We start from the raw sequence: 25,111 nt of genomic DNA on the forward strand, positions 1-25,111 counted from the left end.
CGCTTTCGCCGCCGCTTTCGCCGCCGCTTTCGCCGCCGCTTTCGCCGCCGCTTTCGCCGCCGCTTTCGCCGCCGCTTTCGCCGCCGCTTTCGCCGCCGCTTTCGCCGAGAATCCTATATCATATAGGATATATCCTATTCGATTTCGCGGCCGAGGTCAGTCGGCGTAGATCCGCTGGAGCTCCCGCTTCAGCACCTTCCCGCTCGGGCCCAGCGGCAGCTCGTCCACCACATGGACCGTCCGCGGGTACTTGTACGCCGCGACCTTCTCCTTCATGTAGGCCACCAGCGCCGCCGGGTCCGGGTCGGCGCCCTGGGCCGGGACCACCGCCGCGCAGACCTCTTGGCCGTGCGTCTCGTGCGGCACGCCGAAGACCGCCGCGATCGAGACCGAGGGGTGGCGCGCGAGGACGGCCTCCACTTCGGTCGGATACACGTTGTAGCCGTTGCGGATGATCATGTCCTTCTTGCGATCGACGATCGTGGTCACGCCCTCGGCGTCGACCGTGCCGAGGTCGCCGGTGCGGAACCAGCCGTCGACCACCGCCGTGTCCGTCGCATCAGGACGGTTGAGGTAGCCCTTCATGAGGTTGTGCCCGCGCACCACGATCTCGCCCAGCGCGCCGGGAGCCAGCAGCTCGATCCGGCCCTCGACCTCGGGATCGGCCACCGCCACGTCCACGCCCCACAGCGCCGTCCCCACCGTGCCGGGCCGGATCGGCACGTCCACGTTGTTGAACGAAGCCGTCGGGGAGGTCTCGGTGAGCCCGTACCCCTCGTGGACCTGCGCGCCGAACGCCCGCTCGAACGCTTCCAGCAGCGCCACCGGCAGCGCCGCCCCGCCCGAGATCGCGTATCGCAGCGGCGGCCGCGCCGCCGAGCGCTTCGCGGCCTCCACCATCTGCGCGAAGTTCGTCGGGACCGCCGTGAACAGCGTGGCCTGGTGGTCGACGAGCAGCCGCAGCGCCTCGTCGGGGTCGAACTTCGGCAGCAGGATGATCGAGGCCCCGCGCCGGAACCCGACGTTGAGCACCGCCATCTGCCCGAACGTGTGGAACAGCGGCAGCCCTCCATAGAGCACGTCGTCGGGACGCACGTCGAACGCGTCGAGCAGCGCGCAATGCACCTGCTCGATCATCGCCAGGTGCGACCCGACCGCGCCCTTCGGCGTCCCGGTCGTGCCCGAGGTGTAGAGGATCGTCGCAGCCGCGAGCGGGTTGACCGACACGTATCGCTCGATCGGTTCGGCTTGCGCCGCTTCGGCTTCGAGCCGCGGGACCGGGGCCCCGCCGATCTCCAGTCCCTCGGGGGCGAGGACGGTGACGAGCGGGACCCCTGCGCGGGAGGCGGCCGGGGCGGCCTCACCCAGGAGCGGCGCGGCGGCCACGAGGAGGTCGGCCTCGGCGTCTTCGAGCACGAACGTGATCTCGTCGACCTTGAACAGCAGGTGGATCGGCACGACGACCGCGCCGAGCGCGAGCGCGGCGTAGTAGACGCGGGGAAAGTCCGGCACGTTCGGCACCAGCACGGCCACGCGCGAGCCGGGCCCGATGCCGCGGGCGGCGAGCGCCCCGGCGTAAGCGCGGGTCTGATCCCACAGGGCCCCATAGGGAATGGTCTGCCCCATGAAGTGGAGCGCGGGAGCCTCAGGCCTGCGGCGGGCCGACTCGGCGAGGATGGCGGCGATCGAGAGGGTTCCCGGTCCGGGACCGTCGATCGCGGGGTCAGGGCGGTGCGACATTGCACGTCTCCTTCCGTTGAGTGTGAGCGTAGTCTCAAAAAGGCCGCCCTGACGGGCTCGGCGGTCAGTTTCCGGGGATGCCGTCGTTCTCCAGCGGCACCGGGTCGGGCTCGACCGCGTCGACCTGCCCGGCCGAGACCACATAGGCCACGTCCACATAGTCCTGGACGCCGTCGCTCACCGTCGCTATGCCCACGCCCCGGTACCCGGCGTGATCGGAGTCGGAGTACGACAGCGGCAGGATGCCGTTGCCCAGCAGCTCACCCGACTCGATCGCGGCCACAAGGGACTCACGTGTCGGGTCCTCCCCCGCGGCCGCCAGCGCCTCGGCGAACAGATAGCCCACACTCATACCGAACACCGTGTTCCCGGTGAACGGCGCGCCGTCGTTGTACTCGGCGTTGATCTCCTCGAACAGCGCCACCCACTCCCCGTCCGGACTGAACGGCAGGTAGTTCACACTCACCATGCCCTCCAACAGGACCGGCGCCAGCTCCTCGCCGAGGAACCCGGCCAGCGTGGGGTAGTCCGCGCCCGAGGACGAGACGTACCACTTGGGGAACCAGTCGAGCTGCGCGGCCGTGCCGATCGCCATCGCCGTGAACCCGTTGATGGTCCCGAGCACGTTGACCTCGCACCCGGCGCTCATCAAAGCGCCGATCTGCGCGTTCAGGTCCTCGCCGGAGGTCGCGTAGGACTGCACCTCCGCGATCGTGTTGGAGCCCACCACGTCTTCGACGCCCTCGATGACGCCGTCACCGTAGTCGTCGTCCTGCCCCAGCACGCAGATCACCGCGTCCGGGTCCTGCTCGATCGCGTACTTCGCCAACGCCGCGCCCTCGGTCACGTAGTCGGCGTTGTACGCGAACGTGTTCGGGTACACGCCCGGCTGGTTCCAGGTGAGCGAGCCGGAGGACACGAACAGGTCGGGCACGCCCTGCTGGTCGAGGTAGTCGAGCACCGACGAGTGGGTCGGCGTGCCGAGGCCGTTGACGACCGCGAAGACCTTGTCCTCGGTCACCAGCTCGCGCACCGCGTTCTGGGTGTTCGCCGGGTCGTACCCGTCGTCCTTCACGATGTACTCGATCTGGCGGCCGTTGATGCCGCCGTTGGCGTTCACGTACTCGAAGTACGCCGAGGTCGCCGCCGAGATCGCGGAGTAACCGGCCGCGGCCGGACCGGTCAGCGGCTGATGGGTGCCGATGACGACGGTGTCGTCGGTGACGCCCGGAGTCGACTCCTCCGAGCTCGGCGTGCTGCACGCGGTCAGCGCGAGCACCGCCGCCGCGGCCACCGTCAAGTGTCTCTTGTGCATGGATCACCTCTCTGTGTTCGTTGCGGGAGTTGCGAAGCGTCGGGGCCGGGCGGCGAGGAACCGGTCGAGCAGACGGGCCGCGCCGCCCGGCCAGAGGACGGTGACGGCCACGATGACCGCCCCGAAGACGAGCACGGCGAGGTTGCCGTCCAGGCGCTGCCCCAGGTCGGTAGGCGCGGCGGCCACGAGTTCGTCCACGACCCAGGGGAAGAAGACCACCAGCACCGAGCCGATCGCGGCCCCGCCGATGCTCCCGAGGCCGCCCACGACAGCCGCGACCACCAGGAGCAACGAGAACGCGAGCCCGTAGCCGCCGGGCGCAACCTGCTGGGTGGCGATGGCCAGGATCGCGCCGCCGAGCCCGGCGGGGACCGCGCTGGCGACGAACGCGCCGGTCTTGACCGATCCGGGGTCCACTCCGGACAGTCGGGACGCGGTCTCGTCGTCGAGCACGGCCCTCATGCGCAGGCCCGCGCGGCCCGAGCGGAGCATGACGAGCGGGGTGACGGCGAGGGCGGCCACGATGATCGCGAGCCAGGCGTGCCACTGCTCGACGGCGATGAGGGCCGTGAGGGCTTCGGGCACAGGCAGGAACGGGGCGCGGAGGCCTTGGTCGCCGCCAATGGGGAGGGTGTTCGCGGCCGAGGGCAGCGCGATCACGAGGGCGAGCGTGAGCCCTGCGAGGTAGGGGCCTCGAAGGCGGGCGGCGGCGAGGCCGAGGAGCAGTCCGAGGAGCCCCGAGACCGCGACCGCGCCGAGGAGCCCGGCGGCGAGCACCAGGATCGCGGGGCCGGTGGCGGCCGAGGCGGCGAACGCGAAACCGTAACCGCCCGAGGCCATGAGCACGGCGTGGCCGAGCGAGAGCTGCCCGGTGAGTCCTACCAGGACGGTGAGTCCGGCGACGGCGGCGAAGCAGGCGGCGGCGGTGGCGAGCTGGTAGTTGCGGAACGGGTCGAGCCCGAAGGTCCCGCCGATGGCGAGCACCGTGATGAGCAAGGCGCGCAACGGGATGCTGAGGCGTCTCATGCGGTCCGGGCCTCCTTCGCGGCGAACAGCCCGCCGGGCCGCACCAGCAGCACGAGCGTGAGCAGGGCAAGGACGGCGAGTGGCGAGGCCGACGCGGACACGTACCCGGTGACGAGGCTGCCGAGCAGGCCGACTCCGATCCCGGCGATGAGCGCGCCCGCCGGGGAGTCGAGTCCGCCGATCACTGCCACCGCGAACGCGTTCACGAACAGGAGGTCGGCCGCGTGCGGGTTGAGGCCGAGTTCGTTGGGCACCAACAGGAGTGCGGCGAGGGATGCGGCGGCGACGGCGAGCGTCCAGCCCAGCGTCACCATGCGCGACACCCGGACCCCGAGGAGCCGGGCGGTCTCGGGCGCGAACGCCGCGGCCCTCATCTGGAGCCCAAGTGAGCTGCGGTTGAACAGGAGCGCGAGGCCGCCCATGACGACCCCGGCCGCGATAAGCGTGAACAGGTCGTACGGGGACAGGACCGGCACGCCGCCGATCACGAAGGGCCGCTGCGAGAACGGCGGATGCATCGGCCGATGCTCGGGGCCGAACCCGATGGCCAGGCCCGCTTGCACGACCATGACGAGGCCGATGGCGACGATGATCCCCGGCAGCGGCGCGTTCGCCCCGAGCCTGCGCATGAGGCCGCGTTCGGCCAGAGCGCCGAGCAGCGCCCCGGAGGCGAGCCCTGCGGCGAGTCCGGCCGAGTAGGAGCCGGTCGCGGCGGTCACCGCGAACGCGGCGTACACCGCCGCGACGGCGAGCGCGGCCTGCGCGAAGTTGACGACTCTGGCTGCGCGCCAGACGATCACGAGCGAGAGCGCGAACAGCGCGAGGACCGCGCCGCGGGCGAGCCCGGCCGAGAAGAGGAATACGAATCGGTCCATCAGAACCCCAGGTAGGCGTGCCGGAGGGCGGGGTCGGCGGCGAGTTCGGGGGCCGATCGGTCGGCCACGACGCTGCCGAGGGACAGCACCACGCCGCGGGCGGCCACCGAGAGCGCGCTGGTGACGTTCTGCTCGGCGAGGAGCACGGTGAGCCCGGTGCGGGCGGCACTCTCGCGGAGCACGCCGAGGAGCTGGGCGGTGACCTGCGGGGCGAGCCCGAGCGAGGGTTCGTCCAGGAGCAGCACGTCGGGGCGGGCCAGGAGCGCGCGGGCGAGCGCGAGCATCTGGCGCTCGCCGCCCGAGAGGGTGTGCCCGGCGGCGTCCCTGCGGCGCGCGAGCGGCTCGAACAGGGCGTACATCTCTTCGACGGCTGCCTTGCGGGCCTTGTGTTTGTGCCGCCAGAGGCCGCCGAGGCGGAGGTTCTCGTCCACGGTGAGTTCGACGACGACGCTGCGTCCTTCGGGCACGAGCGCGAGGCCGCGGCGGACACGTTCCTCAGTGGAGAGTCGGGCGAGTTCCCGGCCGCCGAGTTCGACGCGTCCGCTGCGGGTCGGGACGAGGCCGGTCAGGGCCCTGAGCAGGGTGGTCTTCCCCGCGCCGTTCGCACCGAGGAGCGCGACCACGTCGCCTTGGCCGAGTTCGAGGGTGAGCCCGTCGATGACGGGCGCGCCGTCGCCGTAGCCGACGGTGAGGTCATGGCAGGCCAGCGCGGTCATGCGGCGGCCTCCAGCCCGAGGTAGGCGGCCTCGACGGCCGGGTCGTTCTGAATGGTTTCGGGTGTGCCGCAGGCGATCACTTCGCCGAAGTCGAGCACGACGATCCGGTCGGCGAGTCCCATGACGAAGTCCACGTGGTGCTCCACGAGCAGTACGGAGCAGCCGCGGGCCGCGACGGCGCGGACGGTGTCGGCGAGCGAGGCGATGTCGGCGGCCCCGAGCCCGCCTGCGGGTTCGTCGAGGAGCAGGAGCCGGGGCTCGGTGGCGAGCGCGCGGGCGAGGGCGACGCGCTTGCGTTCGGGGTAGGGCAGCGTACCGGCGGGCCGGGACGCCAGGCCTGCGAGGCCGAGCTCGTCGAGTGCGTTGCGGACCTTGGCCTCGGCGTCCCGGTCGCGGAGGCTCGTGAGGGGTACGAGCACGTTCTCCCGGACGCTCATGCGGTCGAACAGCCCGAGCCCTTGGAGGGTCCGGGCCACGCCCGCTTTGAGCAGGGCGGTGGTCTTGGCCGGGGCAGGGCGGCCGTCGATGCGCACGGTGCCCTTGCGGGGGCGCACGAGGCCGCAGACGGCGTTGAAGACCGTGGTCTTGCCCGCACCGTTGGGGCCGATGAGCGCCACGGTCTCGCCGTCGCCGACCTCGAAGTCGACCTCGCGGAGGGCTAGGAGCCCGCCGAAGGCCACATCGAGGCCGCGCACGTCGAGCCGCGGCACGGGGTGAGGGGTCGTCATGGTCGTAGCTGCACCTCTTCGGGTCGGGTTATGGTTACCATACAGTAGATACCGACCATACGGTATGCCCGAGGCGGTGAAACCCCTCGATATGTTGTGCGCCTTGAGCTGCAACTACTCTCGCGGCACTTCAGTCTCGGACGTCAACCGAGCGACCGGGACGCATCGTCAGGCGTCGATCCTTCGGATGCTGCGGAGGAACAGCTCGGTCAGTTCGGCGGCGACCTCGCTGCGGTTCTCGGGCCCTTCGGTGTCGAGCCACTGCGGCAAGTAGTGGACGTCCGAAAAGAAGTGTGCAATCAGGACCGACGTCGAGATGTCAACGCGGAACAGGTCTTCGGTCTTGCCTCGGTCGACGATCGCTGCGAACTTCTCGTGGTACTCCCGCGTGCGGCGCTTGACCTCGGCCCGCCGCTCAGGCGTGAGCATGTGCCGGCTGCGGAAGAACACGGTGCCTTCGGCGAGGTGGGCGATCGAGGAGAGGATCACGTCCTCGCACACGGCGCGCAGCACGTCCTCGGTCGGGCCCCCGGCGGCGGTGATCTCGTCCAGGCGCCGCTCCTGGTGGGAGAGCATCCGCTCGTGGATCGCGAAGAGCAGGTCGTCCTTCGAGGTGAAGTAGTGGTACATGGCGCCCTTGGTGACGCCCGCGGCGTCGACGATCTGTTGGACGCTGGTGTTCGCGTAGCCCTGCTCGGCGAACAGGTCGAGGGCGCAGCGCAGGACGTCGTCGGCGACGTTGGACTTCATGCCCCTATCCTCACCCGGCGCGCCGAAGCGCGCCGGGGCGGTCCCTACCCGAACGTGCAGGGCGCGTCGGCGCGGCGCAGGAACGCCAGGCGGGCGCGCTTGTCGGGCAGGTCGATCTCCGGTCCGAGCGTGAATCCGGTGCGGCGCAGGCGTGCTCGGGCCTGCTCGTTGCGCGCGTCGGGTTCGACCACGATCCGCTGGGTCTTCGGATCGGTGAACAGGAACCCGGCCAGGACGCCCATGAGCGCCCCGGTGAACCCGGCGCGGGCCTTGCCACGGGCGCCGGCGACCAGGAGGTGGGTGCCGACGTCTCCGGGTTCGACCTCGTAGCACTCGCCCACCGGGTCAGCGGCGGGGTCGTAGGTCTGGAACAGCGCGATCGGCTCGCCGTCGAGCAGCAGGAGATAGGAGTGGTGGGTGTCGAGGGCGTCGAGGTACTCGTAGATCGCGAGCACGTACTCCTTCGAGTGCTCGGTCATGCCCCAGAACTTGGCCCTCTCCTCGGTGACCCATCCATAGGTGAGGTCGAGGTCTTCCTTGGGGCGCACGGGAACCACGCTGACGCGGCCGAAGCCCTCCAGGGTCTGCTCGTAGGCGGCGGGGCGGTCGATCATGCGGAACTCCTCCTTCAGAGCGTTCCAGTCGGTGACGAGGGGAATCAGCTCCCCGTTGCGCCACAACGGGAACTGGTCGGACTGATGCGGGCCGGGCTCTCCGGAGGCTCCGAAGGGGACGATCCAGCGGCTCTGCTCGCGGTCGGCGAGATCCCAGACCCAGCGGGCGGTCGGGCCGCGCGTGAACCGCTCGGTGACGCCGGGGCCGACGGACGTGGAGAGCACGCAATCGGCGTCCCCGCCGGGCCCGGCGAGCGCGTCGGGCCAGGGGGTGCCGTAGGGCAGGTCGATCCAGGGGTCGAGGAGGTGCACGTCGCGCCAGGCTTCGTGCTCGGTGGCGGCTTCTTCGAGGGCGGCGGTCAGGGCGGCGTCGCGCTCCTCGTCGGGTATGAGTCCACTTTCGAGCAGCGACTCCAGGGCGTGCCCGAGCCTGGGCAGCAGAGTGAGCCAAGGGGTGAACACCTCAGGGTGCGTTGAAGGTTCGGCGAGATCACCGAAGACGGGAAGCGCGGCGAGCCGGCGCAGGAACGCGCCCCGGAACGCGGCGAACGCGGTGGCGTCGGCGCTGCCCGCGTCCATGCGGCGGTCCCACGCGAGGAGGCGCTTGCGCAGCAGCGAGGCGTCGCGGCCGAGTTCGAGCCCAGGGAGCAGGTCGATGAGCAGCCCTGCGGTGGAGAGCAGGGTGTCCATGTGGATGGCACCCATATCGCTTGCGGCCCAGTCGTTTCGGGCCTCCAAAAGAGTGCGGATGCGGTCGAGTCGCCGGGGCGGGCAGAACTCGACGCCGAGCGGGGCGGAGATGCCGCGGTCGTTGGCCATGACGGCGAGTCCGTCCACATCAGACTTGGGCATGGCCTGCCAGCCGTTCCAGGCGTGTCGGGATTCCCAGGCGGGCACGGGGTAGCGCCGGTTGGCCTCGTCGCGGTCGGGCACGCGCCCGGCGACGCGGTGCAGGGTTCCACCGGCGGTGTCGGCGGCCATCACGACGTTGACCGGGAGCACCCAGTCGTCAAAGGCCGCATCGACATCGGCCACGGTCCGGGCGCGGAGCAGCTTGGGGATCGCACTGAATCCGAGGTCGGGCAGTTCCTGCACGGGCCCGCGGAGGCTGAGCGCGAACTCGAACCCTTCGGCGATGATGTGGCCGCGAGCGGTCTCGATGACCTCGACTTCGTGCGTGTCGCCACCGGCGACCTCGATGGTTTCCAGGTGGCTCCGAGCGGCTTCCCAACCGGCGGGCCGAGGGCTTCGATCGAGCCGTCTGCCTTGCGGCGCAACTGCTCCCGGAACAGGTCCTGCGCGTCGGCCATCGCGTTGGTGATGCCCCAGGCGACATCACCTGCATGTCCGAAGTGGGCGATGCCGGGAATCCCGGGAACGGCGAACCCGATGACGTCGAATTCGGGGCAGGAAAGCCGAACCTGCTGATAGAACCCGGGCTTCTGAATGAGCCGATGCGGGTCACCGGCGATGATCGCCGCGCCGGAGGCGGTGCGGGAGCCGTCGATGAGCCAGCCGTTGGACCCTTCGGGCTCAGGTCCGTCGAGGGCGAACTGGTCGACCGCATGCTCCCCCAAGGCGTCTCGCACCCGTTCGCGCCACAGCTTGGCGGGGAATCCACCGCCGAACAGCAGGTGCTCGGAATGCCAGATGGCGAGGGGCGTCCAGGGCTCCCAGGGTTCAAGATCGTCGGTGAGCGCGGCATTGACGCCGTCGACGTAGGCGCGCACCCAGGCCGAAGTGCCCTCGTCAAGCGCGTCGAACGCGGCCTGGGCCGCGCTGATGATGCGAGTTTGCCGAGCGAGCCGGTCCCAATGTAGCCAGCGCTCGCCGATGAGGGCGGAGGCGGTGCCATGGGCGCGGCGACGTGCGTTTTCGAGCTGCCAAGCTCGGTCGGCGACGGCGTTCCAGCCTTGGGCGTATGCCAGGGAGCGGGGGTCGGGGGCGCGCAAATGGGGGACGCCCCAGGCATCCCGGTAGCATTCGAAACTCATAGTTAGGTTAGTCTAACCTAATCAGAATAGTGCTCGGTTCATGTCCCGCTCGGGACGAGAAGGAGGCCCCCGGGATGGGACGCGGCTGGGAAGGCGCAGTACTGAAGCTGCTGCGCGCCAAGGACTTCAAATTCACCGTCACGGGCGCCGAGCAGGTGACCGAACATTACCGCCGTCTGTCGTTCACCGACGGCGGCCTGCTCAAGGAACTCCCGATCCACCCGGCGATGTGGGTGCGGCTGTGGTTCGAGCACGAGGGCAAGCCGCACCAGCGCGGTTACACGCTGGTCGACCCGGACGCCGAGGCCGGCACGTTCGACATCGAGTTCGCGCTGCACGACGGCAGCGCGGCCGACTGGTCCCGCACGGCCGAGCCGGGCGACACGATCGCGGCGACGGTGTACGGCACGGCCTTCAGCGCCCCCGACCCGAAGCCGAGCCGCCTCCTGATCGTGGGCGACGCCGCGTCGCTCCCGGCGATCAACTCGCTCCTGGACGCCTTCCCCGACACCCCCGCGACGATCTGGTTCGAAACCGCCGACGAGGACGAGCTCCCCTTCCGCGTCGACCCCGAACGCCATGACCTGCAACTGATCCCCCGCGGCGAGGACGGCGCGGCGCTGGTCGCACGGGTCCGCGAAGAGCTCCCGAGCCTCCTAGGCGAAGCCCCCTACCTCTGGATCACCGCCGAAGCCGCGACCACGCGGGCCCTGTCAGCCCACGCCCGCAAGGACCTCGGCCTCCCCAAGGACCGAGTCCACGCGATGGCCTACTGGCGCGCTTAGGCCCCGTCCACAGCGGGCTGCCAGGCGACCGCCGTCGGGCGCTGTCCGTCGGTCTCAAGGAACTGAAGGACCGCTGAGCGGATGGCGTCGATGGCGATCTCCGAGTCGCGCGGGTAGACGCAAGCATTGCCGTAGTAGCAGTAGACGACCTCCGCATAGGTGCTCGGCCGCCCTTTGGAGAACCATCGCCCCTCGCCGTGCAGGTACTGGAGGCCTCCGACACCGCGGTCGGGGTCGAACCCGACCGAGAGCTCGACGACCGGATCCTCGTCTTCGCGTTCGGCGATGTAGAGATTGGCCATGCTGAACTCGTAGGGCTGCTTCAGGAGATCGTCGAGGATCCGGCCCAGCCCCTCGGCCGTCGACGCGACCAGCGGGGTGTCGGAGTGCCCCGGTCGGTAATAGGCGCGCACGCTCACATCTGCCCCCTTGCGGTCATCGTAGTGTGCCGGTATACGTTTTCGAGCTCATCGACCCGTTGTCTTCTCGCCAATGCACCGTCAAGGTGGAGCCCGGCTGGAGGTATCGGGCGAGGAGGCCGTCGCATCCGAGGCGGCCTTCGCAGGGACCGCCGGGATTGTTGATGACGAGATCGGCTTTCTTGATCTCCTTGTCGCTCATGGCGAGTGCCGCTTTCAATTCGGCGTGCGACTCGGACCAGAACCCGTTCGGCGGTGTCACGGGGCCGGTGTGCTCCCACATGTGCTCGCGAATTCGGGGCGTGGAGTCGTCCTCTCCGCTGGAAAACTCCATTCGGCCCGCGCCTCGATTGGAGTCGAATCGGAGGACGCCGTGCGTTCGCGGCTGGGCACCGCGCTTCCGCTCGAAGGCGGGCAGCGAATCGTGGACCGCGCTGGGCTCGAATCGGGGCGGTGGCAGATTCGCGGCTGCGCCTGAAGATCCCCGAGGTCCGCCGGAGCCGCTGAACGCTCCGGTTAATGACTCGCGCAGCCCATGCGCCTGCTGTCGGATCTCATCCAACAGGTCCTTGAGCTGGACCGCCATCGCCGCGGCCTCAGATTCGAGTCTCCCGCCGATCGCCCGCACCCGAGCGGTCGACCCCTCGGCGCCGGTCTGTGCCGTCTCATTGGCGAGTTCGTCGCCATTGGACTTCGCCGCACTGATCGCATTGATCACCGACTCCACGGTCGACACGGCCTTGCCAACGGCAGCACTGAACTCATCGACCGAGGACATGGGCCACTCCCTAGGGATACGCTCCCTTGGAGTATCCCGACCCGCACCCGCAGTGCATGTCAAGTAACCGACACGAACCGGTCCAAACCAGTCGGAGAAGCGGAGTGATGTTCCGAATCGAGTGGACCGCACGCGAGCAGAAGGCTCAGCCGGAGATCGATGAGCTGTACGTGGAAGCGACCCCCGCCTAGCAACCCACGAACCCCTCCGCCGCTGGATGGAGCCTCCCCGCTTAGTTCGGGTGGTGGTTGGTGGTGATCTTGGCTTGGTAGAGGCCGACTATTGCGTCTACTAGGCCTTGGCCTGCCTCGGGCCAGGTGGGGCGGGGGGTTGGGGTGTGGTTGGCCAGGGCTGATTCTCGGAGGGCGGGGGTGATGATCATGAGTTGGCGGGCGAGGTCGTCGCGTTCGTCGCGGACGGTCGGGGGGAGGTCGAGGTGGCGGTGGAGGCCCTTGGTGACTCGGCGGAGGGAGGGGGCGCGGAGGACTTCGGCTTCGACCACGTCGCGGAGGGTCGGGTCGGTGAGGACCTGGGCGGCGAAGCGGGCGAACCAGGTCGTGCCGCCGAACGTGGCGAGGTAGTCGGTGGTGGGGAGGATCGTGCACTCGACCCAATCGCGCAGATCCGGGTCGGGCCCGAGCGCGTCGAGGCGTTCGACGCGCAGCCGCTCGATGTGGCCCATGTGCCTGCGCATGATCGCGGCGACCAGGTCGGTCTTGGACCCGAAGTGGTACCCCACGGCCGTGTTGTTCCCCTGCCCCGCGGCCTCGGAGATCTGACGGTTCGAAACCGCCGCCACCCCGTGCTCGGCGAACAACCGCTCCGCCGCGCCCAGAATCGCCTCCCGAGTGGCCGCAACCTGCGCCGCCCTGCTCCCACCAGCCATGAAGCCCCCTCGAAGCCGTCGCGACCATTCAACCCGCGACCACCCGACCAGTCAAGCACCTGACTTATCAGCCTCGGCCCTCACTCGGAACCCGTGTCTCTGTCCGCGGAGGAAAACGTCAGCATCCCCCGAAGCGCGGTTTCCGACCGGCTCCCCTGAACCGCGTTGGCCCCCGGCAAGCCGCAGTACAGGCGTCGGCCGGTCAGGTCAGCGTTGCCGTGATGATTCGGCCGGGTTGGTCGTCGGCCTGGTCGACCAGGGATCCGTCTGGAGACCAGACCGCGGAGCCGCCCATCGCCTCCTCGTAGTCGCTGCCCGGGCCCGCGAAACAGCTCAAGGCGATCCACACCCCGTACGCGGCCGCGACCTGCGGCATCAGGCCGTCGCGGCCGACCGCGCCTGCGGGGTCGTGGAGACTGCCGCCCACGTACGCGTCGATCCCAAGGGCCGACGTCGCGGCGATGTGCTCGTCGATCTTGATGTCACGGCAGATCGCCAGCCCCAGCCGCCAACCGTCGATCTCCAGGACCGCCGGCGCCTCCCCCGGACTGAACCGGACCGCCTCCGGCTCACCGGGAAACATCTTCCGGTACACCGGCGCCACCCCGTCGGCGTCGAAACGCACCATCGCGATGTGCTCGCGCCCCCGGTCATCGCACACCGGCGCGCCCGCCAGCGCGATCGCGCCCGTCTCCGCGCAAGCCCGGACCACCGGCGCCAGCGCCGGATCGTCGAGATCGACGGTCGGCGCCGCCATCGCGTACGACGACAGCGACAGTTCGGGGAAGACCACGACCCGTGCGCCGGCGGCGCGGATCGCGTCGGCGTGAGCGGCCGCGTTTCCCTCAAGGTCGCCCGGGCGCAGGTCCGGCTGCGCGAGCGCGATCGTGAGGGGCGGTCGCGTCGAGGAGGAGTCCATGCCGCGACTATAGCCAGCTGCCGAAGGTTGGGCCTCGACTCGGATCGTCCACGGGGCGGAAAATCGTGAAGTCTTCGGCTGCCCGGCGCAGTTCGGGGCAGCCGAACCTCATGCGGGCCTTGACGAAGCGTGCCCTCAGGCGGCGGATCACGACCGTGCTCCCGCCAGGGCCGGTACCGGGGCAACGGCCTGCGCCGGCAAGGTCGCCCGGCTCGAATTGACCGCCAGGATCCAGACCAGCACCGACAGGACCACCAAGAGCACCCGCTGCGGAATCCCCCGCCAGTCGCCGCCATCCGCTATGCCCGGGAGGAACGTGTTGACCGTCGTGGTCGCGAACGTCAGCGCCGCCACCGCCGTCACCCACCAGGTCCCGCGCCGCACCCAGTCGGGCACCGCCGCGTCGCGCATCCGCACCGCGCACAGCCCCGCCACCACCGTCAGCAGCACGAACGCCGCCCCGGCCGAGTAGCGGTGGATCTGCTCGCTCCACGACAGCCCCATCTCGGGCTTCCCCGTCCGAAACGCCGCCGCGCACACGAGCATGAGCGCCGTGGCGCCCAACAGGAACCGGATGAAACCCTCGCGGGCCAGGCCCACCCCGCGCCCGGCGAGGATCGCGCAGGCCAGCGCCAGACTCAGCACCGACGCGGGGAACAGCACCACCCCAGGCCAGGTGAGCGCGTACGACGAGACCGGCGTCGCCACCGGATCGACTGCGGCGGACTGGGAAAGGTGCATCACGACGAAGCCCGCCTGACTCGCCGCGATACCGGACATGGCCACCACTTCGGCTGTCCGCGTGAGGAACACAGTTCGATTCATGCGGCGAACGGTAGGTTCCGGGAAGTCCCCTTCCCTCAAGCCGAGGCGTGGAATCCGCCCTCACCCCCTGGGGTGAGACGGCCCTCCCGAACCCGTACCGGGGTGTGAGGCGGCCCGGCACGGTCCGACATAGGTTGGTGCGGTGACCAACTCCGCGCACCCCGTCCGCCGCCTGATCAGCTACCTGATCGCCACCGGCCCCGCAGGGGACGGCTCGTGGCGGTGGCGCTTCGCGACCACCCTCGCGCTCATCGGCCCCGGCTCGGTCCCGTTCGCGCTCATACTGTTCGACGTCCAGCTCTACATCATCGAGATGGACTTCGAGATGACGTGGGGCGCGGTGATCGCCGCGGCCACGAGCACCGCGATCGTGCTCGCGCGCTGGCGGCCGGTCGCGGCGTCGCTCCTGGTGCTCGCCGCGATGGTCGCGGTCGGGTTGGGGACCAACGCGGTTCCAGGCGAGCCGTGGCCGGTCACGGTCCCGAACCTGTTCGCGTTCATGGTGGTCCTGTTCGCGCTCGGACGCGACCGCCGCCCGTGGGTCGGGACTCTCGCGTGGGCGGCCACGATCGCGATCGGGAGCGGGGTGTACCTGCTGATGATCTCCGATGCCGTGACCGCGTTCCGAGGCCCGGTGTACTTCCCGTTCGGCACTCCGGAGTCGGGGAACCTCTACCTCGCCGCGCAACTCGGCGCGGCGGCGTTCCTGCTCGGCCTCACCCTGCGCATCTGGCGGCACGTGCGCCAGCGCCTGGCCGAGGAGGAGGAGATCGCCGAGGCCGAGCGCCACCGCAGGCGACTCCTCCAGGAGCGCACCAGGATCGCGCGCGAGCTGCACGACATCGTCGCGCACCACATGTCGGTGATCGCCGTGCAGTCCTCGACCGCCGAGTACCGGGTGCCGGACCTGGACGAGGCCGCGAAGGCCGAGTTCCGTTCCATCAGCGACCAGGCGCGCGAGTCGCTCGCGGAGATGCGGCGGCTGCTGGGGGTGCTGCGCGAGGAGGGCGACGCGAGTCTGCGCGCGCCCCAGCCGGGTCCGGAGTCGCTGCGGGGGCTGGCCGAGGCGGTGAACCGGGCCGGGACGCCGGTGTCGCTGGAGGTCGACCTGCCCGAGGAGCTTTCGGAGACGTTGGCGCTCACGGTGTTCCGGGTTGCGCAGGAAGGTCTGAGCAATGTGGTCCGTCACGCCCCGGGCGCGGAGGTCGCGATCGAGGCCGCCGTGCGCGACGGCCGCGTGGAGGTGACCGTCGCGAACGGCCCGCCGCCCGGATACGCGGCCGAGGCCAGGACGCAGGGTTCCGGGCTCGGCCTGGTCGGCATGAGGGAGCGCGTCTCGCTCGACGGCGGCACACTGGAGACCGGCCCGACCCCCGATGGCGGCTTCCGCGTCCACGCGGTGCTGCCGATCGAGAACCTTTCTGCCCCAGAGGAGTCCGAGTGACCGTCAAGGTGCTCATCGCCGACGACCAGGCCATGGTCCGCGCCGGTTTCGCCGCGCTGCTCAACGCCCAGGAGGACATCGAGGTCGTGGGCGACGCCGCCGACGGGGTCGCCGCGGTCACCGAGACCTCGCGACTGCGGCCGGAGGTGGTGCTCATGGACGTGCGCATGCCCACTATGGACGGCCTGGAGGCCGCCAAGCGGGTCCTGTCCGCGCCCGAGCACCGCCGACCCAAGGTGCTCATGCTGACCACGTTCGATGTGGACGATTACGTGTACGAGGCGCTTCGCATGGGCGCCAGCGGGTTTCTGCTCAAGGACGCGCCGCCGGGTGACCTCATCGCGGCCGTGCGGATCGTCGCGGCCGGGGACGCGCTGCTCGCGCCCTCGGTCACCAAGCGCCTCATCGAGGACTGCTTCAAGGCCCGGCCCGCGCTGCGCCGCTCGACCCGGCTCGACGAGCTCACCCCGCGGGAGGAGGAGGTCCTGCGGCTCATCGCGCGGGGCCTGTCGAACCCGGAGATCGCCGCGTCGCTGTTCGTCTCAGAGCAGACGGTGAAGACGCACGTGGGGAAGGTCTTCGCGAAGCTCGGCCTGCGCGACCGGGCCCAGGCGGTGATCTGCGCGTACGAGACGGGCCTGGTCACGGCCGGGGACCCGCGTCAGACCTGACCCGACTGGAATAGATCATTCCGCTCTGCTATTCTTGGAACAAGTCATTCCGTTCCAGACTTTCGAGGAGACCTCCATGCGCATTCTCATCACCGGCGCCACCGGTTCGGTCGGTCGCAACGTCGTCGAGCAGCTCATCGCCCTCGACCCGGCCGTCGAGCTCCGCGCCCTCACCCGCAACCTGGCGGCCGACCTCCCCGAGGGCGTCGAGATCGCGGTCGGCGACCTGGCCGAGCCCCAGACCCTCGCCGAGGCGTTCACCGGCGTCGACGCGGTCCACTTCATCAACTTCGCCGGCGACCAGTACGCCCCGCTCCCCGAGGCCGACGCGGTCGTCGCGCTCGCCGAGGCCGCGGGCGTCCGGCGCGCCACCGTGCTGGGCGGTCGCGACGAGGGCGCGCTCGAACAGGCACTCGTCAAGAGCCCCATCGAGACCACGTTCCTCCACCCGGTCGAGTTCATGTCGAACGCGCTCATGTGGTGGGCCGAGACCATCAAGTCCGGCCAGCCGATCCGCGAGCCCTTCGGCGACCGCCTCAGCGCGATGGTCCACCCCGCCGACATCGGCGCGGTCGCCGCGAAGGTCCTCCTCGACGGCGGTTACGACGGCCAGGAGCTGGTCATCACCGGTCCCGAGGTCGTCTCGATCCCCGACCGGTTCCGGGCGCTGAGCGCGGCGGTCGGGCGCGAGATCGAGTTCGTGGAGCTCACCGTCGAAGAGGCGCATGAGAACTGGGCCGCGAACGGGATGGGCGAGGACATGATCGCGTTCCTCACCGAGGCGCTCGGCAACACCCCCGAGGAGGGCAAGACCGTCTCGGGCACCGTCGAAGCGGTCACCGGACGCCCGGCGCGGACCTTCGAGCAGTGGGCCGTCGAACACGCCGACGCGTTCCGCTAGAGCCCGAACCCAAGGGCGCCACCGATGCCGGTGGCGTCCTTTTCGCACCTCATCTTGTGAATTCCGAGGCTCGTCAACATTCCTGAAACAACACGGCATTTCGTCCGATATTCACTGAATTATTGATATCTTTAAATTTGCACGATTTACCCCTAATCTCTGTGTATGGCACGGCTCACCATCCGCGGCGCGTCCGCGGGAGGACGACCGGCCTGGGCGGTCGCCTCCCCGACGACCGCCGATGCCCTCACCCGAAAGGCATGCATCAGATGAAACGCCAACGCGCACTTGCGGTCACCGCCGTCAGCGCACTCACCACCGCTCTCGCGGTCGGCGCCGCCACCGCACCCGCCTCCGCAGAGGTCCTCGACGCCAAGGCCGAGGAGGCCCGCGCCGAACTCGTCGGCAAGGTCGCCCCCGGCCTGGTCGAAGAGCTCTCCGACACCTTCGGCATCACCGAGGCCGAGGCCTACGACCGCCTCGCCGTCGAGGCCGTGGCCGCCGAACTCCTCGCCGAGATCCCCGACGCCTTCGCCGACTCCTATGCGGGCCTTTGGGTCTCAGAGGACGCCGACGAGATCTTCGTGGCCACCACCGACCCCGCCGACACCGTGCAGCTGCGGGCCGAGGGCGCGACCCCGGTCCTGGTCGACCACGAACTGGCCGACCTCGAAGCCGCCGCCGACCAGCTCGACGCCCTCACCGTCGACGGTCTCTACGGCCACTACATCGACCTGCTCGACAACACGCTCGTGATCGAGACCGCGGACGCCGACGTCGCGGCCGACGCGATCGAGGCCGCCGGCATCGACGCGGCGCTGGTCACGGTCGACACCGAAGCGCTCGCGCCCGAACTGTTCTTCGTGCGCGGCGGCGACTCGTACATCGTCGAGAACTCGTGGCGCTGCTCGGTGGGCTTCTCGGTCCGCCAGGGATCGACCCCGGGCTTCGTGACCGCGGGCCACTGCGGCTCGGTCGGCGACCGGGTCACCAGCGGCGAGGCCGCCCCGGGCACCTTCCAGGGCTCGGCCTTCCCCGGCTCGGACCGCGGCTGGGTCTCGGTCGGCGCCTCTGAGCCGCTGTACAACCAGGTGAACATGTACTCGGGCACCCGGTACGTCTACAACTCGAACACCGCGGCGGTCGGCTCCTCGATCTGCCGTTCGGGCTCGACCACCGGCTGGCACTGCGGCACCGTGCAGGCGTTCAACCAAACCGTCAACTACGCCGAGGGCACCGTCTACGGCCTCACCCGCACCAACGTGTGCGCCGAGCCCGGCGACTCCGGCGGCTCGTTCATCACCGGCAACAGCGCCCAGGGCATGACCTCGGGCGGCAACGGCAACTGCTCGGTCGGCGGCACGACCTACTTCCAGCCCATCGGACCGGCCCTGTCGGCCTGGGGCCTGACGCTCGTCACCAGCTAGCGCGGCACTCCCCCTGAAGGGCCCGGTCGGCACCTCCGGCCGGGCCTTCCCCTTGCCGGGCAAAGGCGGACGTGAGGACGCGGCCGGTAGAGAGCGCGACGCGGAGCAGTGGCGTGGGGCGCGGCCCGACGAGGACGGTCCGCCTTGACGCAGGCGCGCCTTCGGGCGCGGCCCTTTCGTTAGAGGGCGGCCTTCCAGCGGACCTCGGCGTCGACCCAGGACGCGGCCCGGTCGACGGCCGCGTGCAGGTGCTCGCGGTCGGCCCGGGCGTCGTCCCACTGGACGGCCTCGACCACGAGCTCACCGTTGCTGCGGCGCAACGCGACCCGACCGGGGAGATCGTCCCCGACGAAGATCGGCAGGCAGTAATAGCCGAAGGTGCGCTGCGGCTCGGGCACGTAGATCTCGATCTTCCAGCCGTGCCCCCACAGCCGCTCCATGCGCTCGCGCAGCCACACGAGCTGGTCGAACATCGACACCGCGACGGCCCGCTCGGCCCCGGGCAGCCGGGTGCGGCGCACCTGCGGGTCGATCCAGGCGCGGGCCTTCCAGCCCTCCACGGCGACCTGCTCGATCTCCAGCTCGCGCAGCACCCGCTCGGTGGCGGCGATCTTGAGCCGGAAGTAGTCGGCGACGTCCTTGGTGGTGCCCACGCCGAGGTTGCGCAGCGCGGTGGTGACCATGAACCGCAGGCACTCCTCGTCATCGGCGTCCCGGAAGTGCTCGGCGGGGATCGCTCGCTCGGCGAGCCGGTAGACGCGCTTGAAGCCGACGCGGCTGGTGCAGGCCACCTCACCGAACCACAGCAACCGCTCGACGGCGTGCTTGTGGTCGGTGCGGAAGTTCCAGCTGTCACCCATGTTGTTCACGGCCTGGCCACGGTGCATGGCCCCAGAGGGGAAGTCGGACACGGTGATCGACCCGCGCTCGGCCAGCAGCGCGAGGACCTCTGCCTCGGCGACGGCCAGCGAGTCGTCGTCATACCGCTCGCGCCAATTGCGGCGACGCTGGGCGAGGTAAGGCCAAGCGGAGACCGGCAGCAGCGACATCGCGTGGGCCCAGTACTCGAACGCGACCGGGTTGCGACGGCTGTCGAGACTGCGCACGGCCTCGTCGACGTCGAGGTTCCTCGCGAGCAAGGTCAACTCATGCGCCCGCCGGACGGCAGAGATCGTGTCGAGCTGGATGCACCCGAGCCGTTCGAGCACGGTCTTGAACCGGGTGGCCTTGGGCCGCAACTGCGCAGCGATCGCAATCCGCCGAGCATCGGCCAGCCGCAACGACTCGGGCACTGTTCTGTCCTCCCACGCACTTCCGCGAACATCGCCCCCGACCGTACAACGAGGGTCCGACAACCCCGCCGCCCGACAATGCAGGCGGCCCGAAGCCGACTATGCCCCGCGCCACTCCGAACCGACCCGCCCGCCTCCCGCGAACCCTCCATGTCGGACCCGGCGGTCATCATCGAATCGGGGGCGATTGCATCGCGACACGCCCGACCGCGTGGACCGGAGCCTTCCGGCCGGGCCACGGCTCGCACCCCGCCACTGTCGGACCCCTACGCCATCATCGAAAGCCGGGGGCGCCTACGCCGCGACACACCCGACCGCGTGATCCGCGGCGACCTCGCCCGCCTAATTCGGAGCGTACGACGCCGTCCCCGTCTCCGCCCGCGGGTCCGCCGCGCCTTCGACATGACCCGCCTCATCCACCTCAATCAAGTGCGCGTGCCCGAAACCGCCACCGGCCTCGGCCCACTCGGTCGCATGGCCGCGCTCCGCGAGCCCCGCGTCCCAAGCCTCCGGCGCGCCCGCCTCAAGCTCGACGTCGATCTCGTACACCCCGTCCCAGGTCCCGAACCCGGTCTCCCCGGGATGCAGGCGCCACCGCGGCGCGGCCACCGCCGCCTCGACCGACTCCCCGCCGTGCAGCACCCGCGCGATCAGCTGCGACACGATCTGCGGCTGCGAATCGCCGCCCATCGACCCCGCGACCAGCCGCAGCGACCCGTCCGCGCGCGTCACCAGCGCCGGCACCAGCGTGTGCGGCGGGCGCCGACCCGGCCCGTACTCTGCCGCGTGCCCGGGCACCAGGTTGAACCCGGTCCCCCGGTTCTGTAGCCCGATCCCAGTGCGCGGCTCGAAAAGCCACGTGCCGAACCCGGCCGCGTTCGACTGGATGTACGAGACGCCCATCCCGTTCCCGTCCAGCACCGCCATGTACGTGGTCCCGCCCGCCGCCTGGTGCACCGGCACCTCGGCCCTGCGCTCGGGACTGATCTCCGCGGCCCGCTCGGCAGCCGCCGCCAGCAGGTCCGACACGTCCGCGCCCTCGAACAGCCGCTCGGGCCGGTCGTACCCGGCCTGCCGCGCGGCCTCCACCAGGTAATGCGCCCACAGCGGGTCGCCTGCGTCCACCGGCAGCTCCAACCGCTCCGCGATCGCGAGCGCGAGCAGCAGCAGGTACCCCTGCGAGTTCGGCGCGGCCGCCCAGATCCGGTGCCCGAACGCCTCCACCGACAGCGGCTCCTCCCAGTTCGCCTGGGACGCAGCCAGATCGGCCTCGGTGAACAAGCCATCCCCGAGCTCGACGAGTCCCTTCCCGAACTCACCGAGGTAGAACCCGTCCCGGCCCCCCTCGGCCGCGGCCCGCAAGGCGGCGGCGGTCCGCGCGCGCGTCACCGTCGCCCCGGCCTCGATCCCGGCCAGGTCCTCCGCACCTGCAACGCCCGCAATGGTCTTGGCCGCCTTGGCGAGCATGGCGGTCGCGGGCCACCCCTCGGCCGCCAGAGCGATCGCCGGCGCGAGCAGCTCGGCCATCGGCTTCGTGCCGTACTTCTCGTGCAGCGCGAACCAACCGTCCACGCAACCGGGCACGGTCGCCGTGCGCACGTCGCCCCGGAACGGCATCGCACGGTGCCCCTCGGCCCGCAGCGCTTCGGGATCGGCACCGGAACCGGCCCGCCCCGACGCGTTCAGGTACGCCGGAACGTCCTCGCCCGGCACGTGGACGAGGGCGAAGAGGTCCCCGCCGAGCCCGCACAGGTGCGGCGCCACGATCGTCAGCGCCGCCCCGGCCGCGATCGCCGCGTCCACGGCGTTGCCGCCGCCCGCGAGCACGTCGCTTCCGATTCGGCTGACGATCGGATCGACCGAACAGACCACACCCTGATCGACCACGGGGCCTCCTTGTGCGCAGCGGCCGGACCGCTGCGGCCCGACCGGGGTTGCCGAACCCCAGGTCCGGCGCTTGTCTATGAACGCACCGAAGCCTACCTTGCCGCGCGGCTAGTGACGAGCGGCCGTCATTCGCCGCCGAACATCGCCCGCCCCGAGATCCCGGTCGCCCGCCAGATCCACAGCACGTACCCGCCGACGAGCGCCCCGAGGACCCCCAAGTGCTGCAACCCCGACGGCTCCCCGACCAGCACCGCCGCGATCCCCGCCAGCACGACCGCCGAGAGCAGCGCGGAGGCCGCGAAATGCCCGCGCCGCCCGACCACATCGGCCCGGCACGCCTTCGGCAGCACCGAGAACGCCCGCACCCACCCGACTGCGAACCCGACGACCACCGCTCCGGCCAGCACCTCCCCGACCAGGCCCGGCGTGGGGAAGATCCAGTCGATCACGTTGAGCACCAACGCCACCCGCAACGCCCACTCGAACCACCGCCACGACCACCGCCGCAGCACGGCTTCGTAGACCGCCCGCGGATCCGACTCGTCGTCCTCCAAGTCGGCGGTCTCCCACGCGACCCGCACCCCCGCGCTCAACCGGCCGCGGCTCTGCAACACCTCGGCGAGGTCGCAGCGCGCCGACACGTGCCCGGGTTCGAGTTCGAGCACCCGCTCGTACTGCACCTGCGCCCGCCGGTGCCGCAGGTGGTGCTCGAAGATCCGCCCGGCCGTGTACTGCACCCACACGTCCTCGGGCGCGCGCTCCAGCGCCTGCTCGATCAACCCCCGCGTGACCGCGAACGACTCGTCCTCGTGCCGCGTCCACGCCAACTGCATGTAATAACGCCCGTCGTCCGGACTCAGGTCCACGGCCGCCCACAGCGCCTCCACGGCCTCATCGCGGCGCTCCAGCTCCAGGAGCAGGCTCGCGCGCAGCCAATGCGCGTCGGCGTTCTCAGGCTCCTCCTCGGCGGCCCGGTCGGCCCACCCGATCGCCTCGTCGTACCGCTCGGCCATGTACAGGCACCACGCGAGCAGCAGCTGCGAGACCGTCTCGGGCCCGAACCGCTCCATGCCCTCCTCGACGACGGCCGCGGCCTCGCCGTACCGCCCGTCCTCGATCAGCTCGTGCGCGCGGCCCTCCACCGCGCCCGCGATGAACCCCGGCCAGGTCTTCGCGACGGCCTTGAGTACCTGTCCCTGCGCATGGGGTGACGACGCAGGGGACGCCGTGCCTTCGTCGCTCATCTCGACTCCGGATCGATGGGGTGCAAGGGTTCGGCCCGGAGGGTGGCGCACGACCGTTCGCGAGCACCCGGCGATTCCGACCGCGTGCCGATGCTCACGACGGGTGCTTTTGTCCCTCGGTCCACCTAGCATAGAAGAGGACCGCGTCCACCTCTACCGCCAAGTCTCTTGTACGGTGGAGTTTCCGCGGTGGGGACGAGAGGAAAGATCGGAACTGGTCATGGAAGTGCCTACGCAGCCTGCTGACTCGGCCGGGCCGATCTCTTCGACGGTCCACCGGTGGCGGCGTCTCGCCGTCCGTCACGACCTGGAGTGGAGCGAGCTCCTGCTCATCGCGCTCAACCTCTATGGTCTGCGCGGCAACAACACTGAAGGCATGCGCCTTCGCCTCAACTCCGAGGACGAGGAGTTCATGCTGGTCCTGCCCGCTGACAGGGCGACCTCGCCGTTCAGCCTCAGGGCCCACGTCGACCCGTCCTCGCCCCAGCACGGCCTCAGCGAGCTCTGCGTCGACGGCACCCCCGTCGCCGAGATCATCGAGGCCGAGCCGGGCGAAGAGGTCCGCGGCTACCTCCGCGCCGACGGAACGGCGGCCACGCTGCTGCTCCAAGCGGATACTGAATCACCCGAATTGGTGAAGTGCTACCGGGACTTGTTGCAGGCCTTGGCCTCCGACCTGTCCGAGGACGAGCCGCACCTGTTCGACGAGGTCACGCTCTCGGCGGGCAGCGCCCACGACGAGGCGTTGGTGGTCGAGCACCTGACCGCCGTCCGCGAGGCGATGACCGCCGAGGGGCTTCCCGACACGACCACGCTCGGGGTCCTCACCCCGGCGCTCCGCACCGGCACCGCGTTCGCGGAGCTCTCGGAGAAGGTCGGCCCGGTCCTGCTGTTCCTGACCACCGAGACGTTCGAAGAGGACGACGCCCAGGCCGCGGCCGAACCGTCCGTCCCCGAGGACGCCGACGCGGCGGACCCGCTGGGCCCCAACGCGAGCCACCAGTCAGAGCGCCTCTCGGAGATCCTGGCAGCGGCGCGCGAGGCCGGCCACCGGACCTCGTTCACCTACACGGTCGGCAGCGAACCGCTCGACGAGATGCGCGCCTGGCTCCTGCCCCTGGCCGAGCAGACCACGATGTGGCCCTCCCTGACGATCCTCCCGGCCGAATCGCCCGTGGACGACTCGCAGCATGTGGCCGCCCCCGACGAACGCCTTGACTTCTTCCTCGAAGCCCGCCGCCTCCTGGAGCAGATCTTCGCCCCGACCCAGCTCCGCCCCCAACCGTGGCGCTGCTACCGGGGCCTGTGGTACCGCCAGCACGCGGGCGAACACCTCGAAGGCCCCTACGTCTAGGCACGAACGCAGAAAGGCCGGAACCCATCAGAGTTCCGGCCTTCTTCATTGCGGCGCTTGATCTTTCACGGGGAACGCCGAAGGCCCCCACCGGTGGTGGGGGCCTTCGCTTGTGTTTCATGTTTGGCGGTGTCCTGCTCTCCCACACTCTCTCGGGTGCAGTACCATCGGCGCTGGAAGCCGTAACGACCGGGTTCGGAATGGGACCGGGTGTGGCACTTCCGCTGTCACCACCAAACAAACCTGTGGGACCACGATGTGGTCGTATGGTTTGCGTCGGTGTCCTGAAACCCGAGGGTTTCAGGGTCGAGCTGCCTTGTGTGTGCGTGTTCGCGGTGTTGCTGCAACAAGCACGTACTTGTGTGTTGTTTCAGAATCGCATAGTGTGCGTGAGCTTAATGTTTTTGTTTCTGTCTGCAGGATGCCGTGTTGTGTTAAGTTCTCGGCGGTTAGTACCCGTCCACTCCACGCCTTACAGCGCTTCCATGTCGGGCCTATCAACCCAGTCATCTTCTGGGCGC

Annotated in this window: 22 protein-coding genes, 2 rRNA genes and 1 pseudogene; 6 read left to right on the forward strand and 19 right to left on the reverse strand. The window is 70.1% G+C overall.

Going from position 1 to position 25,111, the window contains the following annotated elements; genetic code table 11:
* Positions 1–156 precede the first annotated feature (156 nt).
* From AB0B28_RS22180 to AB0B28_RS22220, 9 genes and pseudogenes are all read right to left on the reverse strand, one after another.
* A complete protein-coding gene (locus AB0B28_RS22180) occupies positions 157–1,740 on the reverse strand; it encodes a long-chain fatty acid--CoA ligase (protein ID WP_360124764.1) in 1,584 nt (527 codons plus the stop codon).
* A 64-nt stretch (positions 1,741–1,804) separates the two neighbouring features.
* Complete coding sequence (locus AB0B28_RS22185; RefSeq protein WP_360124767.1) at positions 1,805–3,055, reverse strand: ABC transporter substrate-binding protein; 1,251 nt, start codon at positions 3,053–3,055, stop codon at positions 1,805–1,807.
* A 3-nt stretch (positions 3,056–3,058) separates the two neighbouring features.
* Positions 3,059–4,081: a branched-chain amino acid ABC transporter permease gene (locus AB0B28_RS22190; protein WP_360124770.1), complete on the reverse strand. Its 1,023-nt coding sequence runs from the start codon at positions 4,079–4,081 to the stop codon at positions 3,059–3,061.
* Positions 4,078–4,956, reverse strand: a complete 879-nt coding sequence (locus AB0B28_RS22195) for a branched-chain amino acid ABC transporter permease (protein ID WP_360124773.1) — start codon at positions 4,954–4,956, stop codon at positions 4,078–4,080. The genes AB0B28_RS22190 and AB0B28_RS22195 overlap by 4 nt, the downstream gene beginning before the upstream one ends.
* The gene (locus AB0B28_RS22200; protein ID WP_360124776.1) at positions 4,956–5,672 is read right to left on the reverse strand and encodes an ABC transporter ATP-binding protein; all 717 of its coding nucleotides are present in this window, start codon (positions 5,670–5,672) and stop codon (positions 4,956–4,958) included. The genes AB0B28_RS22195 and AB0B28_RS22200 overlap by 1 nt, the downstream gene beginning before the upstream one ends.
* On the reverse strand, positions 5,669–6,400 hold the full coding sequence (locus AB0B28_RS22205; protein ID WP_360124779.1) for an ABC transporter ATP-binding protein: 732 nt from the start codon (positions 6,398–6,400) through the stop codon (positions 5,669–5,671). The genes AB0B28_RS22200 and AB0B28_RS22205 overlap by 4 nt, the downstream gene beginning before the upstream one ends.
* 168 nt (positions 6,401–6,568) lie before the next feature.
* Complete coding sequence (locus AB0B28_RS22210; RefSeq protein WP_360124782.1) at positions 6,569–7,150, reverse strand: TetR/AcrR family transcriptional regulator; 582 nt, start codon at positions 7,148–7,150, stop codon at positions 6,569–6,571.
* Positions 7,151–7,194: 44 nt separating this feature from the next.
* Positions 7,195–7,764 (reverse strand): GNAT family N-acetyltransferase, encoded by a 570-nt coding sequence (locus AB0B28_RS22215; RefSeq protein WP_360124824.1) that lies wholly within the window; start codon positions 7,762–7,764, stop codon positions 7,195–7,197.
* 6 nt (positions 7,765–7,770) lie between these two features.
* Positions 7,771–9,758, reverse strand: a pseudogene (locus tag AB0B28_RS22220) (penicillin acylase family protein); the annotation flags it as partial.
* A 74-nt stretch (positions 9,759–9,832) separates the two neighbouring features.
* Between AB0B28_RS22220 and AB0B28_RS22225 the strand changes: the two are divergent.
* The gene (locus tag AB0B28_RS22225; protein ID WP_360124785.1) at positions 9,833–10,543 is read left to right on the forward strand and encodes a siderophore-interacting protein; all 711 of its coding nucleotides are present in this window, start codon (positions 9,833–9,835) and stop codon (positions 10,541–10,543) included.
* On the opposite strand, the gene AB0B28_RS22230 is transcribed toward AB0B28_RS22225, so the two are convergent.
* From AB0B28_RS22230 to AB0B28_RS22250, 5 genes are all read right to left on the reverse strand, one after another.
* Entirely contained in the window at positions 10,540–10,962 is a 423-nt protein-coding gene (locus tag AB0B28_RS22230) for an Imm1 family immunity protein (protein WP_360124788.1), read from the reverse strand. The two genes, AB0B28_RS22225 and AB0B28_RS22230, sit on opposite strands and share 4 nt — an antisense overlap.
* A 16-nt stretch (positions 10,963–10,978) precedes the next feature.
* Positions 10,979–11,740: a DddA-like double-stranded DNA deaminase toxin gene (locus tag AB0B28_RS22235; RefSeq protein WP_360124791.1), complete on the reverse strand. Its 762-nt coding sequence runs from the start codon at positions 11,738–11,740 to the stop codon at positions 10,979–10,981.
* Positions 11,741–11,972: 232 nt separating this feature from the next.
* A complete protein-coding gene (locus AB0B28_RS22240; protein WP_360124794.1) occupies positions 11,973–12,626 on the reverse strand; it encodes a helix-turn-helix domain-containing protein in 654 nt (217 codons plus the stop codon).
* Positions 12,627–12,828: 202 nt separating this feature from the next.
* The gene (locus AB0B28_RS22245; protein WP_360124797.1) at positions 12,829–13,545 is read right to left on the reverse strand and encodes a carbon-nitrogen hydrolase family protein; all 717 of its coding nucleotides are present in this window, start codon (positions 13,543–13,545) and stop codon (positions 12,829–12,831) included.
* Positions 13,546–13,692: 147 nt separating this feature from the next.
* A complete protein-coding gene (locus AB0B28_RS22250; protein WP_360124799.1) occupies positions 13,693–14,370 on the reverse strand; it encodes a DUF998 domain-containing protein in 678 nt (225 codons plus the stop codon).
* Between the two features lie 142 nt (positions 14,371–14,512).
* Between AB0B28_RS22250 and AB0B28_RS22255 the strand changes: the two genes are divergently transcribed.
* From AB0B28_RS22255 to AB0B28_RS22270, 4 genes are all read left to right on the forward strand, one after another.
* Positions 14,513–15,814: a sensor histidine kinase gene (locus tag AB0B28_RS22255; RefSeq protein ID WP_360124802.1), complete on the forward strand. Its 1,302-nt coding sequence runs from the start codon at positions 14,513–14,515 to the stop codon at positions 15,812–15,814.
* On the forward strand, positions 15,811–16,485 hold the full coding sequence (locus AB0B28_RS22260) for a response regulator transcription factor (RefSeq protein WP_360124805.1): 675 nt from the start codon (positions 15,811–15,813) through the stop codon (positions 16,483–16,485). The genes AB0B28_RS22255 and AB0B28_RS22260 overlap by 4 nt, the downstream gene beginning before the upstream one ends.
* 76 nt (positions 16,486–16,561) lie before the next feature.
* The gene (locus AB0B28_RS22265) at positions 16,562–17,386 is read left to right on the forward strand and encodes an NAD(P)H-binding protein (RefSeq protein ID WP_360124807.1); all 825 of its coding nucleotides are present in this window, start codon (positions 16,562–16,564) and stop codon (positions 17,384–17,386) included.
* Positions 17,387–17,655: 269 nt separating this feature from the next.
* On the forward strand, positions 17,656–18,813 hold the full coding sequence (locus AB0B28_RS22270; protein ID WP_360124810.1) for a trypsin-like serine protease: 1,158 nt from the start codon (positions 17,656–17,658) through the stop codon (positions 18,811–18,813).
* A 179-nt stretch (positions 18,814–18,992) separates the two neighbouring features.
* On the opposite strand, the gene AB0B28_RS22275 is transcribed toward AB0B28_RS22270, so the two are convergent.
* The 3 genes from AB0B28_RS22275 to AB0B28_RS22285 all read right to left on the reverse strand — a co-directional run bounded on the left by AB0B28_RS22275 (position 18,993) and on the right by AB0B28_RS22285 (position 23,236).
* The gene (locus AB0B28_RS22275) at positions 18,993–20,105 is read right to left on the reverse strand and encodes a crosslink repair DNA glycosylase YcaQ family protein (protein ID WP_360124813.1); all 1,113 of its coding nucleotides are present in this window, start codon (positions 20,103–20,105) and stop codon (positions 18,993–18,995) included.
* Between the two features lie 342 nt (positions 20,106–20,447).
* Positions 20,448–21,992, reverse strand: coding sequence for a gamma-glutamyltransferase (locus AB0B28_RS22280; RefSeq protein WP_360124815.1), 1,545 nt, complete (start codon positions 21,990–21,992; stop codon positions 20,448–20,450).
* Positions 21,993–22,117: 125 nt separating this feature from the next.
* Entirely contained in the window at positions 22,118–23,236 is a 1,119-nt protein-coding gene (locus tag AB0B28_RS22285; protein WP_360124818.1) for a tetratricopeptide repeat protein, read from the reverse strand.
* 220 nt (positions 23,237–23,456) lie between these two features.
* Between AB0B28_RS22285 and AB0B28_RS22290 the strand changes: the two genes are divergently transcribed.
* Positions 23,457–24,590, forward strand: coding sequence for a hypothetical protein (locus AB0B28_RS22290; protein ID WP_360124821.1), 1,134 nt, complete (start codon positions 23,457–23,459; stop codon positions 24,588–24,590).
* Positions 24,591–24,711: 121 nt separating this feature from the next.
* On the opposite strand, the gene rrf is transcribed toward AB0B28_RS22290, so the two are convergent.
* Together rrf and AB0B28_RS22300 are read right to left on the reverse strand one after the other, a co-directional pair.
* Positions 24,712–24,828, reverse strand: a 5S ribosomal RNA gene (gene rrf / locus AB0B28_RS22295).
* A 192-nt stretch (positions 24,829–25,020) separates the two neighbouring features.
* A 23S ribosomal RNA gene (locus AB0B28_RS22300) occupies positions 25,021–25,111 on the reverse strand; the annotation flags it as partial.

This window comes from Glycomyces sp. NPDC046736, assembly GCF_040645615.1.
Classification (GTDB): domain Bacteria; phylum Actinomycetota; class Actinomycetes; order Mycobacteriales; family Micromonosporaceae; genus Glycomyces.